Origin of the sequence: Algibacter agarivorans, from assembly GCF_039543245.1 — a bacterium.
Taxonomy (GTDB): Bacteria; Bacteroidota; Bacteroidia; order Flavobacteriales; family Flavobacteriaceae; genus Algibacter_G; species Algibacter_G agarivorans.
Genome location: NZ_BAABJJ010000009.1, coordinates 1 through 15,856, shown reverse-complemented (window position 1 = coordinate 15,856; position 15,856 = coordinate 1). Strand labels below are relative to the sequence as shown.

Annotated in this window: 13 protein-coding genes and 1 pseudogene; 12 read left to right on the top strand and 2 right to left on the bottom strand. The window is 31.6% G+C overall.

From position 1 onward, the window contains the following. Positions 1 to 659: 659 nt before the first annotated feature. Complete coding sequence (locus ABD935_RS02840; RefSeq protein WP_345190059.1) at positions 660 to 2,438, bottom strand: fibrobacter succinogenes major paralogous domain-containing protein; 1,779 nt, start codon at positions 2,436 to 2,438, stop codon at positions 660 to 662. Positions 2,439 to 2,597: 159 nt separating this feature from the next. Then, a complete protein-coding gene (locus ABD935_RS02835; RefSeq protein ID WP_345190058.1) occupies positions 2,598 to 4,016 on the bottom strand; it encodes a T9SS type A sorting domain-containing protein in 1,419 nt (472 codons plus the stop codon). 936 nt (positions 4,017 to 4,952) lie between these two features. On the opposite strand from ABD935_RS02835, the gene ABD935_RS02830 reads away from it, so the two are divergent. From ABD935_RS02830 to ABD935_RS16670, 12 genes and pseudogenes are all read left to right on the top strand, one after another. Then, positions 4,953 to 5,687 (top strand): LytR/AlgR family response regulator transcription factor, encoded by a 735-nt coding sequence (locus ABD935_RS02830; RefSeq protein ID WP_345190057.1) that lies wholly within the window; start codon positions 4,953 to 4,955, stop codon positions 5,685 to 5,687. Positions 5,688 to 6,070: 383 nt separating this feature from the next. Beyond that, complete coding sequence (locus ABD935_RS16595) at positions 6,071 to 6,190, top strand: DUF4372 domain-containing protein (protein ID WP_425550192.1); 120 nt, start codon at positions 6,071 to 6,073, stop codon at positions 6,188 to 6,190. A 154-nt stretch (positions 6,191 to 6,344) separates the two neighbouring features. Next, on the top strand, positions 6,345 to 6,710 hold the full coding sequence (locus ABD935_RS16590) for a transposase (protein ID WP_425550191.1): 366 nt from the start codon (positions 6,345 to 6,347) through the stop codon (positions 6,708 to 6,710). Positions 6,711 to 6,888: 178 nt separating this feature from the next. Then, positions 6,889 to 7,044 (top strand): annotated as a pseudogene (locus ABD935_RS16585) (transposase); the annotation flags it as partial. 244 nt (positions 7,045 to 7,288) lie between these two features. After that, positions 7,289 to 7,963: an OmpA family protein gene (locus ABD935_RS02820; RefSeq protein ID WP_345190056.1), complete on the top strand. Its 675-nt coding sequence runs from the start codon at positions 7,289 to 7,291 to the stop codon at positions 7,961 to 7,963. A gap of 189 nt (positions 7,964 to 8,152) precedes the next feature. Continuing rightward, positions 8,153 to 8,953 carry a hypothetical protein gene (locus ABD935_RS02815; RefSeq protein ID WP_345190054.1) on the top strand — a complete coding sequence of 267 codons (801 nt, stop codon included), beginning with the start codon at positions 8,153 to 8,155 and terminating at the stop codon, positions 8,951 to 8,953. Next, complete coding sequence (locus ABD935_RS02810; protein ID WP_345190053.1) at positions 8,937 to 9,728, top strand: hypothetical protein; 792 nt, start codon at positions 8,937 to 8,939, stop codon at positions 9,726 to 9,728. The genes ABD935_RS02815 and ABD935_RS02810 overlap by 17 nt, the downstream gene beginning before the upstream one ends. A gap of 4 nt (positions 9,729 to 9,732) precedes the next feature. Next, positions 9,733 to 9,942, top strand: a complete 210-nt coding sequence (locus ABD935_RS02805; RefSeq protein WP_345190051.1) for a hypothetical protein — start codon at positions 9,733 to 9,735, stop codon at positions 9,940 to 9,942. Positions 9,943 to 11,182: 1,240 nt separating this feature from the next. After that, on the top strand, positions 11,183 to 12,328 hold the full coding sequence (locus ABD935_RS02800) for a ParA family protein (RefSeq protein WP_345190049.1): 1,146 nt from the start codon (positions 11,183 to 11,185) through the stop codon (positions 12,326 to 12,328). A 1,253-nt stretch (positions 12,329 to 13,581) separates the two neighbouring features. Continuing rightward, positions 13,582 to 14,061 (top strand): CAP domain-containing protein, encoded by a 480-nt coding sequence (locus tag ABD935_RS02795; RefSeq protein ID WP_345190047.1) that lies wholly within the window; start codon positions 13,582 to 13,584, stop codon positions 14,059 to 14,061. A 495-nt stretch (positions 14,062 to 14,556) separates the two neighbouring features. After that, positions 14,557 to 14,718 carry a hypothetical protein gene (locus ABD935_RS02790; RefSeq protein WP_345190045.1) on the top strand — a complete coding sequence of 54 codons (162 nt, stop codon included), beginning with the start codon at positions 14,557 to 14,559 and terminating at the stop codon, positions 14,716 to 14,718. Between the two features lie 364 nt (positions 14,719 to 15,082). Next, positions 15,083 to 15,277: a lipocalin family protein gene (locus tag ABD935_RS16670; protein WP_486303758.1), complete on the top strand. Its 195-nt coding sequence runs from the start codon at positions 15,083 to 15,085 to the stop codon at positions 15,275 to 15,277. Positions 15,278 to 15,856 lie beyond the last annotated feature (579 nt).

The window sequence follows — 15,856 nt, the reverse complement described above, 5'->3', positions numbered from 1 at the left end:
TATTTGTTAACAAAATAACCTATTAATAGCTTAAATCTTGTAACTTATGTAATAATAGGGAGGTATAAGGAATAATCGGGTTGTTTTAAGTGTTTCTGTTTAAATGTGTCTGAAAACTTGTAGGGTGTATTAAGAGTTGCCAAAACAGTTATTTTGTGCAAATACTTTGTTCCTTTCCTGCTCGTTTAAACATTTATAACCGCCGTTCTTTTACACTTTTTTGAGAATTGTTTTGTATGCTTTGCAGTATGTTATTTTAAATTCTATTAACAACACCCTGCCTTTTTTCTCCAGAATATTCTAAACATAATGCTAATACAATAAAATACACTTGCCATGTATAAATGTCTATCCTATATCGGGTTGAGCTTGAGCGAAGGATATGCCTGAACACCTTTATTATAGAATAATTTGTTACGAATAAATAAAACAAAGTAAAACCCTACTTTATCATGAAATTTATACTTCTGCTAATTACCTTACCTAAAAAAACAAAAACCGCAGCAAATAAATACTACGGTTTTTGGCTTTAATTATTTATTACCCAGCTGTTGGCATTAGTTGCAAACCAGCTCTAGCAGATAATTTATTTGATTTAGAATATACAAGCCCATTACTTGAATAGGCTTGGTTATATGTAATATAACAAAAAAAAACTTTTATTCTCTGATACAACGCACTAGCATTCCTACAGCCCGATTAGTGGCACCTATTCCTCCAGCAACATTAGGATAAACAATTAAATTAGATCCGTTTGTAGCACTCACCGAACTGGCCCAATACAAACCATAAACGCCTGCAGTGGCAATGAGCCCATTATCATTTAAACGGCGCCCTCCTGAGGGTAATTTCAAAACAGAATTAAATGCTGCAACTCTATTCTCTGCTCCTTTAAATACATTATATTCATTAGCCCATTCCGTACTAGTAGGTACGCGGTAACCAGTAGGGCAAGGATCTTCTGTCCCTTTAACAGATCCACTCCAACGCGAGTTGTCTTGGGTACTTAACCAATCAAAAGGCGTGGTGCCATTAGTTATAAAATCAGAGCCTTCACTACCTGAAGCTACAGGACCCGCTACAACAGTACTGCTTGAACTTTCATGACCGTCCGAATTTCTTCCCCATTGATAATAACCTCCATAAGACGCAGCATCATTATAAGCTGTTGCCACTTGAGTAGCGCCCAAGTTACGGTCCATCCAAATTTTATCAGTTTCGGGGCTATATACAAAAGGTGTTGCTGCTTGTTGGTCTGAGTTTTCTTGGTCTATAGCGGCCTGTACCTCGGCCACAGTAGCAGGACTACTAAATGTAGTAACCGTAAACTCTGTATTGTACTCGTTAACAAAGGGTGGGTAATAATTTGTTAAGCCTAAATAAAGAAGCTCTTGGTTTGTTACAGTTTCGCCATTGCCTATTTTTGCAAGTATCCCAGCTGAAAACACAGCTTGGTTCGTGTCATCTATAACCGTCTGTAGCTCCAGAATAGTTGGTAGGTTACTAAACCCTGTTTCTGCCTGTATGGCCGCTTGGTAGTCTGCTAGTAAAGCTGGGTCTAAATTGTTAAGACCCAAAGCCTCAAGCTGATTTATAGTAACAGCTACACCATCGGCATTACTGGCACCACCGGTAGAGGCAGAGTCTTCTAGCACTTGTGCCAAAATCTTATTTATAGCAGCTTGTTCATTAACATAAAAAATTACGTTTTGCACTTCAGTTGCTAACGGTGGGTCGCTAAAATAATTAGCCGCCTGAATTTCTGCTTGGTATCCTGCAATTAAATTTGCATTGACACCATATAACCCTAGTGATTGTAATTGCTCCAAAGTTACAACAATACCATTGGCATTATTATCACCTCCAACAGAGTTGGAGTCTTCTAAAATCTCAGCAAAAACCATATCGCGGTTAACATTTAATAAAATTGTTCTTACTTCTCCAACAGTAGGCGGGTTAGACAGTAACAAAACTGCTTGAATGCCTGCTTGATATTCTGCAATGTAATTAGGGTTTACAATTTCTTGTGGTGTAATACCCAACTCTTGCAATTGTGCCAAGGTTACCGCAGTACCATTAGCATTAGAGTCACCGCCCGCATGATCTTCATAAATTTCGCTTAATGCGGCATCTAAATTAGATGATGTGCTAGAGGTTGGGCTTACCCGTACAAATGCACCATTTGTAAAACCGTAAAAGCCAGGCAAAGCCACTCCTTGAACGGTACAATCTGTACAATACACCAATAAGCCTTCTGCTGCTGTAGCTCCTAGCGTGCTTACTTGTGCAGCATTTAATCTAGGGATTAAAAGTCCTTTTGTTGTACTGGCTACTTCCAGTTCCGCCGAGGGATCTGGACTTGAAGTACCCACACCTATTTGGGCAAAGGTTGTAAAGCTAACTGCTATTAAAGCAGCGAATAATACTATTTTTTTCATTGTGTTTTGTTTTTAAAATTATAATTGTTATGGCTGTTTGCCATTACCTTGTTATTTTTTTCCTCTTTAAAATTTGTTAAGGAACTTTATATTGTATAAAATGTTAGTAATTGAAATGCTGGAACTCCGTAACAAGTGTTCATTTAGCATAACTACTGGCTACTCTATAACAACGCGTTTTGTAATATGTTGTTCACCATTGTTAAATGAAAACCTTAATAAATAAATACCTTTTGCTACTTGTGGTTTTGCCACCTCATTAGCTCCCGAGTTGTTAGGTGCATTAAGATAGTGGCTAACAACTTTTCCCAACACATCATATACCGTAATATTCAATTGGCTCACTCCATTTGGCAAGTTATAGTTTACGTTTCTGCTAGATGCTTTTACTGGGTTTGGATACAGGGCAAAAGTATTTAGATTGATCTTATCAATATCAAGAGTTGCTTCCTCGGTTACTGTTACAACCCAATCTTGAGTTGTTGTGCCATCGGCCGCTGTAACTGTGTACGTTACATCATTTGAAAAATCATTGGATGTTGTTCCACTTACTTGGGCAGCTACACCTACCACAGCAGTAGCTCCTGCTGACAATGTAAAGCTTGAAACCAAAGCAGATAGGTCGGTACCATTTGCCACTTCAACAACTACAGTATGTGACACAGCATCAATGGTAGCAGCTCCTGTTTGTTCGGTAAAACTAAATGTTAAAATATCTGTCTCTGCGCTAGCTGCCTCGGTTACTGTTACAACCCAATCTTGAGTTGTTGTGCCATCGGCCGCTGTAACTTTGTACGTCACATCATTTGAAAAATCATTGGATGTTGTTCCACTTGTCTGCGCTGTACTCCCTACCACTGCTGTAGCACCTGCTGACAATGTAAAGCTTGAAACCAAAGCAGATAGGTCGGTACCATTTGCCACTTCAACAACTACAGTATGTGCCACAGCATCAATGGTAGCAGCTCCTGTTTGTTCGGTAAAACTAAATGTTAAAATATCTGTCTCTGCGCTTATTGAAGCAAAAGTCATTACCTTAGATGTTCCCACCGTAAGCGTTTTGCTCCAAGCCTTACCATTGGCATCAGCATACACCTGAACCACAGTTGCTCCTGCAGCACCTCCATAAGTAGTTGTTGACAAAGGTGTGGCACTAACCGCCGAAATAGATCCCGTAAACGTGTAAAGCTCGGCATCTGCTAAATTATAGCCGAGTGGCACTGTTCCCGTTGCCACGCCTGCCACATCGTAGCTAACTGTTGCCACATCTGTAGACGTGAAATTAGGCGCCCTGTTTACGGCATCACTGCCCAATGAAACATTAAAAGGCCCTGCTGCCCCCAAAAAGGACACTGGGCCGCCCACATAGTTTGTGGCACTGTGCACATAATCTGCACTTACCGAAAATGCACCTCCGTTATTATTGTTAATAATGCCAGATGCAAAATTGCCCCCCGAATAATGTAATGTTGCCCCATTGCCTATATAGATTTGAGCGGTGGCAACACTCAAAACCATACAAAACAAGAACGACAACCCATACCTCATATAGAAGGATTTTAAGTCATTTTTTTTCATAAAAGAATTTTAGGTTAAATAATTGTAATCTTATTTTTATAAACAATAATTTGCCCATAAAAAGTTTACCTAAACAAAGATGCGTGTTAATATCCTAAAATTTTAAAATAGAGTAACAAGCGGTTCTTGTGGATTATAAGTGGGGATATCAGAGGTTTTAAGGAATGAAAGCGGTTGGGTTTGACAAAACCGCGCTGTCATCCTGAATCTGTTTCAGAGGTTTTACGGTACACTCGTGAAATTGACATGGCGGTGCGATAAGGTGAAGTACTGAAATGAGATGCCGAAATCGAAGATTCATGAATATTTTAATTTAAAATAGATAGCAATAAATAAACAAGTTCAGCATGACAAATCGAAACTTTCAATATATTACAAACGGCTATCTGCGACAAACTACATTTATTACTTCATGTTATTAAATAACATTAAACAAATTTAAATTTGATTACATTCATAATAAATGTGAGAGACATTTGGTTTATGGGGCTTTTTGATTAGAGGAGTTGATAAGATTCAACTCCTTTTTTTTTATAATGCAGTTTCTTGCAATTACTCTTTAAGGTTTAGCTCGCATTAGTATAATAGTTTGATAAGTTTTGTAAGAATAACACTTAACAAACTGTATACCACAGAGCTTTATCTTTTTCCAGAGTATATTCTGGTTTCAAATACCCCGCTTTTAAACATACTATTAATTAATCTGCATAAACACTTATACTTCATATTCAACACTTATAAACATTGAGTTGATAAACATTTTAATATATCATAAATTTGAGTAAGCCAATTTATGATAACCTTTTTAAGGTTGGTTAATTTGAGACAAGGAGTTTTTTAATTAAACTCCCTTTTTAATAATAAGGATCAATTTATTCTTTATTAATGTTTAGATTATCCATAAAAGTCACAAACTTAATTTAAAGTATCAATTTAATGAAAAAATATAGTGCCTTAATTTTAGATGATGATATTGAAAACATTAAATTATTAAGTATTTACATTAATAAATATTTTAAGAATATAAATATTATTGCCACAGTAAATGATATAGAAAACTGTATAGAAGCGTATTACACCTACCTACCAGACCTCTTATTTCTAGATGTTGAACTAGAAGGAAACGAAACATCATTTAATTTTTTAGAAAGTATAGAACACATAAAAAGTAAAACTATTTTTATTAGTTCTTACGATGAGTATGCCATAAAGGCGATAAATTTAGATGTTGTGGGCTACATATTGAAACCTATTAAAATCAATGAGTTGGTTAAAGTTGTTGATAAGGCAATAAGTCAAATAAAAAAAGAAGCTACTAATTTGGATAGCCATAAATTAAGTAGTAATAACATTATTGCTATACCATCGGCTAGTAAAGTAGAGCTCGTTCCTGTGCAAAATATTGTATATTTAGAAGCCGATGGCAGATATACCATTTTTCACCTTTCTAATGGTAGTAACAGGGTTTCTAGCAGAAACCTTGGGGAGTATGAAAAAATGTTGAATAAAAGTGTGTTTTTTAGAATACACCACAGATATATTGTAAACCTAAATATGGTAAATAATATTAATAAAACTGCTGGGAATTACTGCGAATTATTAAATAACAAGGCATTACCTATTGCAAAAAGAAGGCAGGAATCTTTAAACAAGTTTTTAAATTTAAAATAAGACATCTCTTTTGTTAAATTAATTTTATTTCTATATCCTATGGAGCGCATCCCATTGTCATGCTGAGCACTAGCCCTTGGCTATTCTGAACCTATCCCTTTGTCATGCTGTCACGAAAGCTTTCGGGACAGGGAAACAATGTTGAGATTACACAGAACATATAAACTTTTTTTCAGAAACACACTTGTTCCTTATTAAGTCCATTTATTAAATATCTTTTTATTAATAGCCAAACCTATCTCAAATTTTAAGATTTAAATTAGCTTGAGAATCCCTTATTTTTGGTTTGCACACTAAAAATAATTTTTGTAAAACTTTTCAGACAGACTAAAAATACAAACAAGCCATTACTTCGCCAAATAATTGATTTAATTCCTCGCTGATTGCTTACTCGTTGTACTCAAGAACATCAGAGTGACAAAGGTTGTAGTAGCTATAAGACCTACCGTCAATTAGTAGCCTTAACTTTCAGACAGCTCAATAAATGTTTCAGCTTTAAATGATATTTCTACTGGTATTGGCATGTCTCAAGCCCTTATAGCAGATTTAGGATAGACCCAAAGCTCAGCGCGCAACAATGAGTGACGGTAATAAAAATCGTGGTTATGAGGCCTTCGAAACACTCTATTAGCTTTTTTACTAACACATTATATTCACTTGCTCTCAAAACACTACCAATCTCATATTATTAAAGGAATAAAAGACCGAAGTATCAAACTCATCGATAGTATTACAATTTGCTTATGCTTAAGCATGTTTAATTGGGCAAAGTTTCGGAGAGCTAAAGGTGGTATTAAAATACATATCTGTTGGGATGATACTATGATGATTTCAGATATCGTAAACATAACCGAAGCTAAACTACATGACAGGCTCGGATTAAAGCAATTAATATTTACTAAAGGCACAGTAATTATACAGGACAGGGCTTATTTTGATTTCACTTTAATGCAGCAAAGAATAAGGGCAGAGAATATTTTTGTGATACGCATAAAAACAAATACCATATATAAATCAGTATAAGAACTACCCCTTCCACAAGATACAGAACAAAATATCGTTAAAGATGAGATTATAATCCTATCTCGTAACAAAGCCAAAGAAACAGATGTTGATCAAGCTCAACTACGTCCTGTAGATATCTAAAAAGAAGATGAAAACAAGATAACATCCAATTATCACCAATCAATTGGATTGGACAGCTATAACAGTGGCAGATTTATATAAGAAGCGTTGGAAAATAGAACTATTCTTTAAAGTCATCAAGCAAAATCTACAAATAAAAACCTTTGTGGGTACAAGTAAAAATGCTTTTAGATCACATACATATATCGCCCTAAAATCGTACCTATTACTTCAGCTTGTAGAAAGAACTGTGGTAAAGAAAAAATATGCGTTTTCTAATTTTGTGGAGAAAATAAGAATCTGCCTTAGTTTTTACCTTACTTTAGACTATGCAAGTAATCACCTGGGCTAATGATCTAAGAGGGTTCAGGGCAAGCTACAAACACAAATCAACTTATTTTCTTATGTGAAAATGAATTGCCACAACGCTTACAAGAGGCAACATAGATTTATTAGAGATTTTTAAAAACTTTCGGATGGCTGTGCAATCCACTTATAAGCACTCGTTTAAAGAGTATTTAACTAAGCATTCCCAAAATAGTATTGGGGTATTATACAACTTATGCGGTTCTACCCCAAAAGAGAAACTAATTGAAGAACCAATTGACATCGATAATGATGGCGTAAAAGATACTTACGATTTATGTCCAAATATGTCAGGTTTAAAAGTCTTTTCTAGATGTCCTGATTCTGATGGAGACAACATCCCAGACAGTTTAGATAAATGCCCTAATGATAAAAACATTGATAGAGGATGCCCAGTAGCTAGAGAAACGGTTGCCTTACAACCTAAAGAAATCGAAAATTTTAACACTAAACAAATTATATATTTTCAATTTAGATTATCTCTATTGGATAATAATGCAAAAGCAATTTTAGATAATATAATAGCTAAATGTGAAAACGCGACTAAGGTAAATATTCATACAGAAGGACATACTGATAATGTCGCAGGAGAAGATTACAATCAAACATTATCTTATTCTAGGGCAAATAGTACAAAAGACTATATGATTTCCAAAGGCATTATTGAAAGTAGTATTACTACGGCTTATTTTGGAGAAAAACAACCGGCAGCTAATAATGAAACTGAGCAAGGAAGGACTTTAAACAGAAGATCAGATATAAAAATAACTATAAAGAACGATTAAGCACTTCTTTAAAATCAATTCTTAAATATAAATTAATAAAGATGTTGTTGAAAAACAGCACTTTTTTGTTTTTTAAAAGATTCAAATCTAATTATTCAACACGTTCAATTATTAGCCTATAACGACGGGTATTACATCAACGTTTTTAATTTGAAAATAAATTAAGATTTTAGATTAAATATAAAAATTATGGCACTAATATTTAAGGAGCATAATGCTCGAACTAATTCAAATAGCTTTATCTTAAATAATTTTGAGCAATTTTACATAAGGTTATATGCACATGGTTATACAAGGCAAGAAATAATTGATTTTTTAGAATTGCCAAAATCTAAAGCTTATTCGATACGTGCAAGCTTAAAAAGTAAATTCAAAACGTCAAATTTCGACAAAATTACATCAAAAGCTTTCAAAAAAGGGCTTATTGAGAGGATTGATTTTTTAGATGAAACAGTAAAAACTCAAGCATTGAAGTTCACAAAATCAATATGCGATAAGTACATTAAGACTACAACACCCCTCCAAAAAATTAAAGAGGTTAAAGTTGATATTTTAGGCTTTTATTATGCCTGTGAGCACAGTATTCATTCACAGTTAGAAAATAAAGCGATTAAGGACCAGCTAAGTCAAAATGAGAAAGAATACATAAGAGACATGTATAAAGGTTTTAGGCGCAATAAAGTTGAAACTGAAAATAATCTTTACAAAGAGCATATTAAAGTTTTAAACCAGGCCGTTTTTGAAAAATTAGGGGTAACTAATTGGTTTAATGTTTACAAAAAAGCTTTACAATTAGATATTATAAAACCACAAAACATTTCAAATGAGTCTATTGTTCTAGAAGTTAACAACACCGCTACTAATATTGTTAGATTATTTTCATTGAAGCGATTGAATTATAATGAAAAGAAACTTGGTATTTATGATGAGTTATTAAAGCTATATTCTAATATAGAATTTGCAATTTTATTATATGATAATGCTCAATAACAGGTATAAAGACGTATTGTGCGATTTTCATAAATATCCACAGAGTATTTCTAATGTTGAAGTCTATTTTTTAAGACTTACTCTACACGGGCAATCGGTTAATGAAATAGCTGAATTTCTAGATGTTGATTTGGAAAACCTTTATGAGATTGAAAAAGGTTTGTTTATAAAATTTTATACATCAAATTGGTACGATTTAGTTTTAAAAGGTTTTCAATTAAATTTACTTAAACCCGAAGATTTTGTAAATAACATGGTTCGAAATACAGCTAATTTATTTAGTTGTGAAATAAACAATTTACTAAATTCAGAAGGCTCGGACCACATCAGTATTAATACTATAAAAGCTAGTTGTTTGAATTACTTAGCCAATTGTTATAGGGATTTAAAGGGTAACAACACCGCTAGATTTTCTAAGATTGAAATTGAATTTCTAAAATTCAAATTTAATGGAAATGAAACAGATAATTTAAGTATAAAGTTTGAGTTAGATGAAAAAAGTATTGAGAAGTTAAAAAAGCATCTTTTTGAAAAGTTGGGTGTACAGGATTGGTTTAATTGTTATAAGAAAGTTTTTGAATTTGATATTCTTCAATGGCAAGATTATTTAGATATAGATATAGATGTTTTAGCTATAGAACTTTCTGCTAAACTAATAACTATACAAACTTTTAAACACGTTTCTTTAAAAGAAAGACAACTTTTTATTTATCACGATTTATTAAAGTTTTATCACACAATTGAAATAGCGTATTTGTCGAAATATAAATTTTAAATTCATGGAAACACTAATTAATGAAACTAAAGAGATTGGTTTGAAAAAACAAATCAAAATGCTAGTAGCTAGTACCCCTTCTAAACTTGAGTTTTTAATAAATGAAGAATTGGGCGAGTTATTTAGACTAGATGTAAATGTATTGGATATAAAATATGCTATTAATAAAGATATTGGCTCAGCTATAATTATTTACCAATCTTTAAAGGTTTAATTAATATTGTCCCTATTTTGCTAAGGTTAATTTAATGAATAATTTTGAGTTGCGTCCACTTGAGCGTATTTCTATTATTTAACAACATAATTTTTCGTTTAATATTATTTAAATGAAGCTAGCATTTCAATCTAAAATTGAACTACGACCTTTTGACGGTTAAAATACTTGAGTACTGGCATCATTTCTAGTTGTCCCAAATAATACACTTATTCGACACCGAATTTCTCATAAAGCAATCTTAAGGTAAAACAAGCTTTAATAAACGGTAAGCTTACCATCTAATTTAATATTAGATTTGATAGTATATAAAAGAAAAAGGAGTGGAAAACCACTCCTTTTTTGCCCCAAATCTACCATGAACTTAACCTACTTTCGGTACTGGTAGAATACAAAAGTATTTATAAAAAATAAGTAATTAATATAAAAAGTAATAACTGTATCCGTATACATATAAGTGGATATTATAGGTAGCTCTAATTTCCTGCCCATTTGTATTTAAATTATAGATTTCTTCATTTAGACTGCCTTTGTTTTTCTTTAAAACTTATTTCTGAGTTATAATTTATGGGTTTTGTTATTTTGTTAGTGAATATTCAATGTGTATTCCTTTTAAATACCGACATGTATAATCTTCATAATTATTGCGCCATAAACTAACTAATCATCGGATAAATGGGAGTTATGAATTCTAAATTTAGATCTATCAATTATAGAGTAATTTAACCCTGCATTTAATGCCAAATAAACCAAATCATATGTGGTTGTAATTATGGAATTTCCTAAATTTAATAGGGCTTATTTTATATTTGTTGTTCTTTAAATCTAAATCTAAATTTAATCTTTATTTAAATTTAATCTTATCCCACTTTCTAGGATGGATCTGGAGGCTTAGAATAATGTTTACTTATCTGTTCAACTAGTTTTCACCTAAATTATACATGAATAAAATTCATGAAAGAGTTAAGGTAAATACTAATGCCGAGAGGCTCTTTCTATTTATTCATGTCATCTATTCTTAAATTATAAATATTGGATAGAAACCCTTGTTGTAATATATCCATTTCCTGTTTTTCCACAATACCCAATTTAATAGGTTAGGTTGTGTTTTTTATTCATAATAACCAGATGCTTAAGATAAATAACACTTATAAGCTATAAATCACATTTATTTTCTTGATTTTAGATTCTTTATATTATTGAATTAACTTACAATTTTATCTCTTTCAAAAAATCAATTATGGGTAAAATATTAGCAATTGCTAACCAGAAGGGTGGTGTTGGAAAAACCAGTACAGCCATAAATTTAGCCGCGTCTTTAGGTATTTTGAACAATAAAGTACTACTAGTAGATACTGACCCTCAGGCAAATGCTTCTTTAGGGTTAGGGATTGATAATATGGAACATGGCATGTATCAATTTCTAACACAAAAAAAGAAAGAACCTACTCAGTTTGTGGATTTAAAAAGCAGTCAATATTTTGATTTTATACCGTCTAGTATTGATTTAGCAAAACTAGATTTGGGAGGTAAAGAGGTATATGGCTATGATTTAATGAAAACGAAATTGAGTGTTTTTAAATCAAGTTATGATTACATAATTATTGATTGCCCGCCATCAATGGGAGTTATTTTGATTAATGCACTTTCGGCATGCGATTCTGTGTTGGTTACGGTACAATGTGAGCATTTTGCTTTTCATGGATTAAGAAAGTTATTTATTACAATTAATAATATTGAAAAGAAAATTAACCCAGCAATAGATATTGAGGGCATTCTTATAACGATGTATAACAGAACCATGAAAGAACATAAGCATATTTATAATAGTATAATAGAGCATTTTAAATTTATAGTTTTTAATGCCAAAATACCCCTAAACATTAAATTGCCTGAAGCTGCTAGTAGAGGAAAAACAATAATAGAATATGACGCTAATAGTTCTGTAGCAATAAGTTATTTAGAATTAGCTGATGAAATTATTTCTAATAATAATGATGATGTAGAAATCGATTTAAATGCAACAAAAACATTTTCTAAAGTTTATGAAAGGGAAGGTGTAATTGAAGATTTGGATTTTATTTTGAATGTAAATAGTAGCCAAAAGGAAAACAAATCTAAAAACAGTCAATATTTTCATCTGATAGGGCTAACGAAAAATGAAATTAAAGATAGATTGGGGCAAGCATATAACGATATGAATAGTGATATTTGGATGTATAAAATTAGTGATAAATTTAATTTTTTCAAGAAAAACTATTTATATATATTTTTTTCTAAAAACAAGGCTGAGACTTTTGTGTTAAAAAAGTTTAAGGTAAATCAATATAAAAATAGCTTTGATATTAAGGACTTTTTAAAGCACCAAATAGATTTTGGTTCTTAAATTTCAATCAATGTATATGTAATTTGAAGATGCTGAATTGTAGGCAGCAGTTTAATTACGGGACAAAATCAAGTCATTCTTTTTTACCTTCATGGCTTGACTTATTTTTAGTAAAAAATTTATATCATCCACGTGAATGTTTTTTGTGTTAAATATTAATTGGTTGTTGTCATTTAATAGAATGACTAATGTGTTCCCAACCAGTGTTCTAGTGTTTTTGATTTCATTTTTATAAATTTTAAAACATTTAGAGTTATTTAGCTTAATATATACAAAGGTATTGGTAATTCTTACGTAGTGTTTATTAATAATGCTCCTTAAACTTCCAAAAAAAACAAAATAAACTAATGTAGCTATGGCAGTAGAGATTTTCCAGTTTTCTAAGTAAAACAAGCTAAATAATATAATAAAAGCTAAAATTATAAACTCAACAAATTTGTTACCTCTATAGTAGTTAAAATAAATTCTTTCCATACAACTAATTTATTTAGCTGTTTTCTAGTAATTAAATCAAACGTAATAAGTGGTTCTTATTGTTAATAAATGGGATTATAATCAATGAGATTAGTCCAAGAATCCTTGTTTAAAGAAATCTTCAAGAGATATATCCAGTCTTGAAAATTAAGTGGAACCAACTAATTAATAAGAATTTTCTGGAGTTTTATCCTCAATAACTGGACTAACAGATTTAGCACTAATTAACGAAGGTGTTGTGCTCAATCAAACAACTTTACCAAATGATTATGGTGTCAGTATTTTAAACAACACCTCACTTGGTGATTTTTGTGGATGTAGAACACTAAGGCTTGGGCATCTTTTAATACCGAATATGAAGTTACACAAGCGAAATTAAAATATAAAAGTCACCCAATAAGTGGGAAAATTTAAAAAATAAAAGAAGTACTAATGGAAAATCACTTCCTACAAAAGAAATTTCTACACCAAAGTACAGTGTAAATACCCGTATCCCTGACCATGTAAGACTAGAGTAAATAAGGCAACAGGAAATAGAAAGCAACATCAAAGAGATAGCTGGTTGTAGTTGTCTTTTTTTGTACTAAAAAAACTAAAGCTTTTAAATTATATACTGATTGAAAAAGTTGAAATTATTTTCATTATTTAAAATTATTCATTGAAAAACCATTTAAAATTATTAGCTCCCGCTTATTACTTCATATTTCTATTATTAATTTTTTGAATACATCTTTATAGATAAAATAAAGGTTGTGATTGCAAAAAAACATAGTTACGGATTGCTTTATTTAGTATTTTTATTCATAATACTAAATATTTCCTGTAGTGTTCCTGAAGAAGGCATACGTGATATGTCTATAGATTTATCTTTGGTAAATAATAATGATTGGAAGATGTCAAAAGATATTTTAACTTACATTAATTTACATAGATTAGAACTTAATAAGAAACCTTTAATCCTTGATAGTTTGTACGCCACAGCATATGCGATACAACATAGTAAATATATGATAGAAACTAGAACCGTTAATCATAATAATTTTTATAAGAGAAGTGAAGGTTTAAAGAAAAGAGGGGCTGTAAAAGTTGCAGAAAATGTCGCATATGCTTACTCTTCTGCACAATCTGTAGTAAATGCTTGGATAAAAAGTGTAGAGCATAGAGGAGTTATAGAAAGTAATTTTACCCACATTGGTTTTGGTGTATTAAAATGTATTGAAGAAAATAGATACTATTACACAACACTTTATTATAAATAATGTTGTGCCTTATAAAAAGACTAAACTGAAAACAACCAATTTAAAGCCTAATCTATATGCTATATAATTGATTGAGATGCTTAGGTATAGGTATTGCGGGCGGCTTATACTAACAATTATTCCGTACTCATTCTTCTGCACTTTTTTTTCTTCCAAGACGTCTTTAATAGTTGTCGCAATTATTCCAATGCAGCCCCATGATTTCGTTTCCATATTCGTAGATTCAGTAATAATCCTTTCAATAGGCTTTTGGTTAGGTTTTAGTTTACTTATATGGCCCTCAAACGTTTGCAATTCAATGTTATCACTTGTGAGTCTTCACATTTTGGCGATAATTTGTATTTGTTATTATTACAGTAGTAAATTAAAAACCCAAATATAATTATTATTACTATCCTAGCATTGTATTTTATAATTTTTTATTGAGGGTTAGATGTTTTTATATAGTTTTTCTGAATTATGAACCTTTGAGAATCATTATGAAGAATGAATAGGATGAAAGAAACAATAGATACAAACATCATAAATAGCTTTCTACTTCTTAAAATATTAGCGCACCATAGAATAGATGAATATTTATTAAGAGAAAAAAACCATATAAATAAAAGCACTACAGAGGCTTATTATAAGCATACAATGCCAATGTTATACATCTAAACATTTCTTTTATCCCTACAAAAACGGCTTGCTCTATACGTTTCTAAACTATTTCATGTTAAACAAATATAAAAAAGAATTAATTAAGACTATCAACATCGATTTTACTGTTATTAATAACGAGAAAAGTATTTGAGCTAAATATATTTAAGAATTATTAAGCAATATATAGTTGTCTAGTCCAAAAACTTGTAAGTCAAGCCTTAGTTAATAACGACATTTAAACGAATTTTATTGGCATTTATCAACACGTTTTTTAGGAGAATGGGAGCACTAATCTGCAACAGACTCTAATAGGAATGAAACACTATATACAAATTCTTGTCCCAACGTACTTTCAATTTTAACAAGTACTATCGTCGCATTGGATCATATTGATATTGAATTACCCTGTGTTGGTTTTGATACAACAACATTAAACTATACAATATCTGGAGATATGCTTACAATAACAATTGGTGGCTCAAGTGATTCCTTTGGAATTGTGACCTTAACCAAAACAATGCTAAGTTTAAAATCTAGTAGTAGTTCGATTATCGAGTATCGAAGAACGGTTTAAGACTTATTGTCTTTTAAAAAAATGTCCTCATCTGCTTTTATCATTTAAGCATTTGAGGACATATTTAATCTTTCCAAAGTCGCCTTACCATTTGGCTTTTTGAACAGACGGCTAGCTATGACTTAAGTCGTTGAAACTTTTAAGACATAGCAGGGCAAGATTGCTTTTGAACTGTTCTAACGACCATTTCAAAAGCGATCTTGCCAAAGGACACCTTTGGAATCCGTTCTTATCCAAAAAAAGAAGACAGGAGAATTGCTTCGTCCTGTCTTGTATTTTTATTTGTTGCGATAGTCTTATCGCTCTAACTCGTCTTTGTTATGTACTTGTTGTTCTAACTCAAATCGTCGTTTTTCATTACGTAACAATGAGTCCCAATCTGCATCTAGTCCTTTCTTATCATAATAAGCAGCTGATGATACTAAGCTTAAGCCTTCGTAATAGAGTTGCTTAATATCTTCTGGGTTATTCTGAAGTTTTGTCTCCAGAAAACCTTTTTCCTCTTTTGTGGACTTGCAATAAAAAAGTGGACAATTAATTGCGAGATTTAAGCTGCTACATTTTGATTATACATTTCTA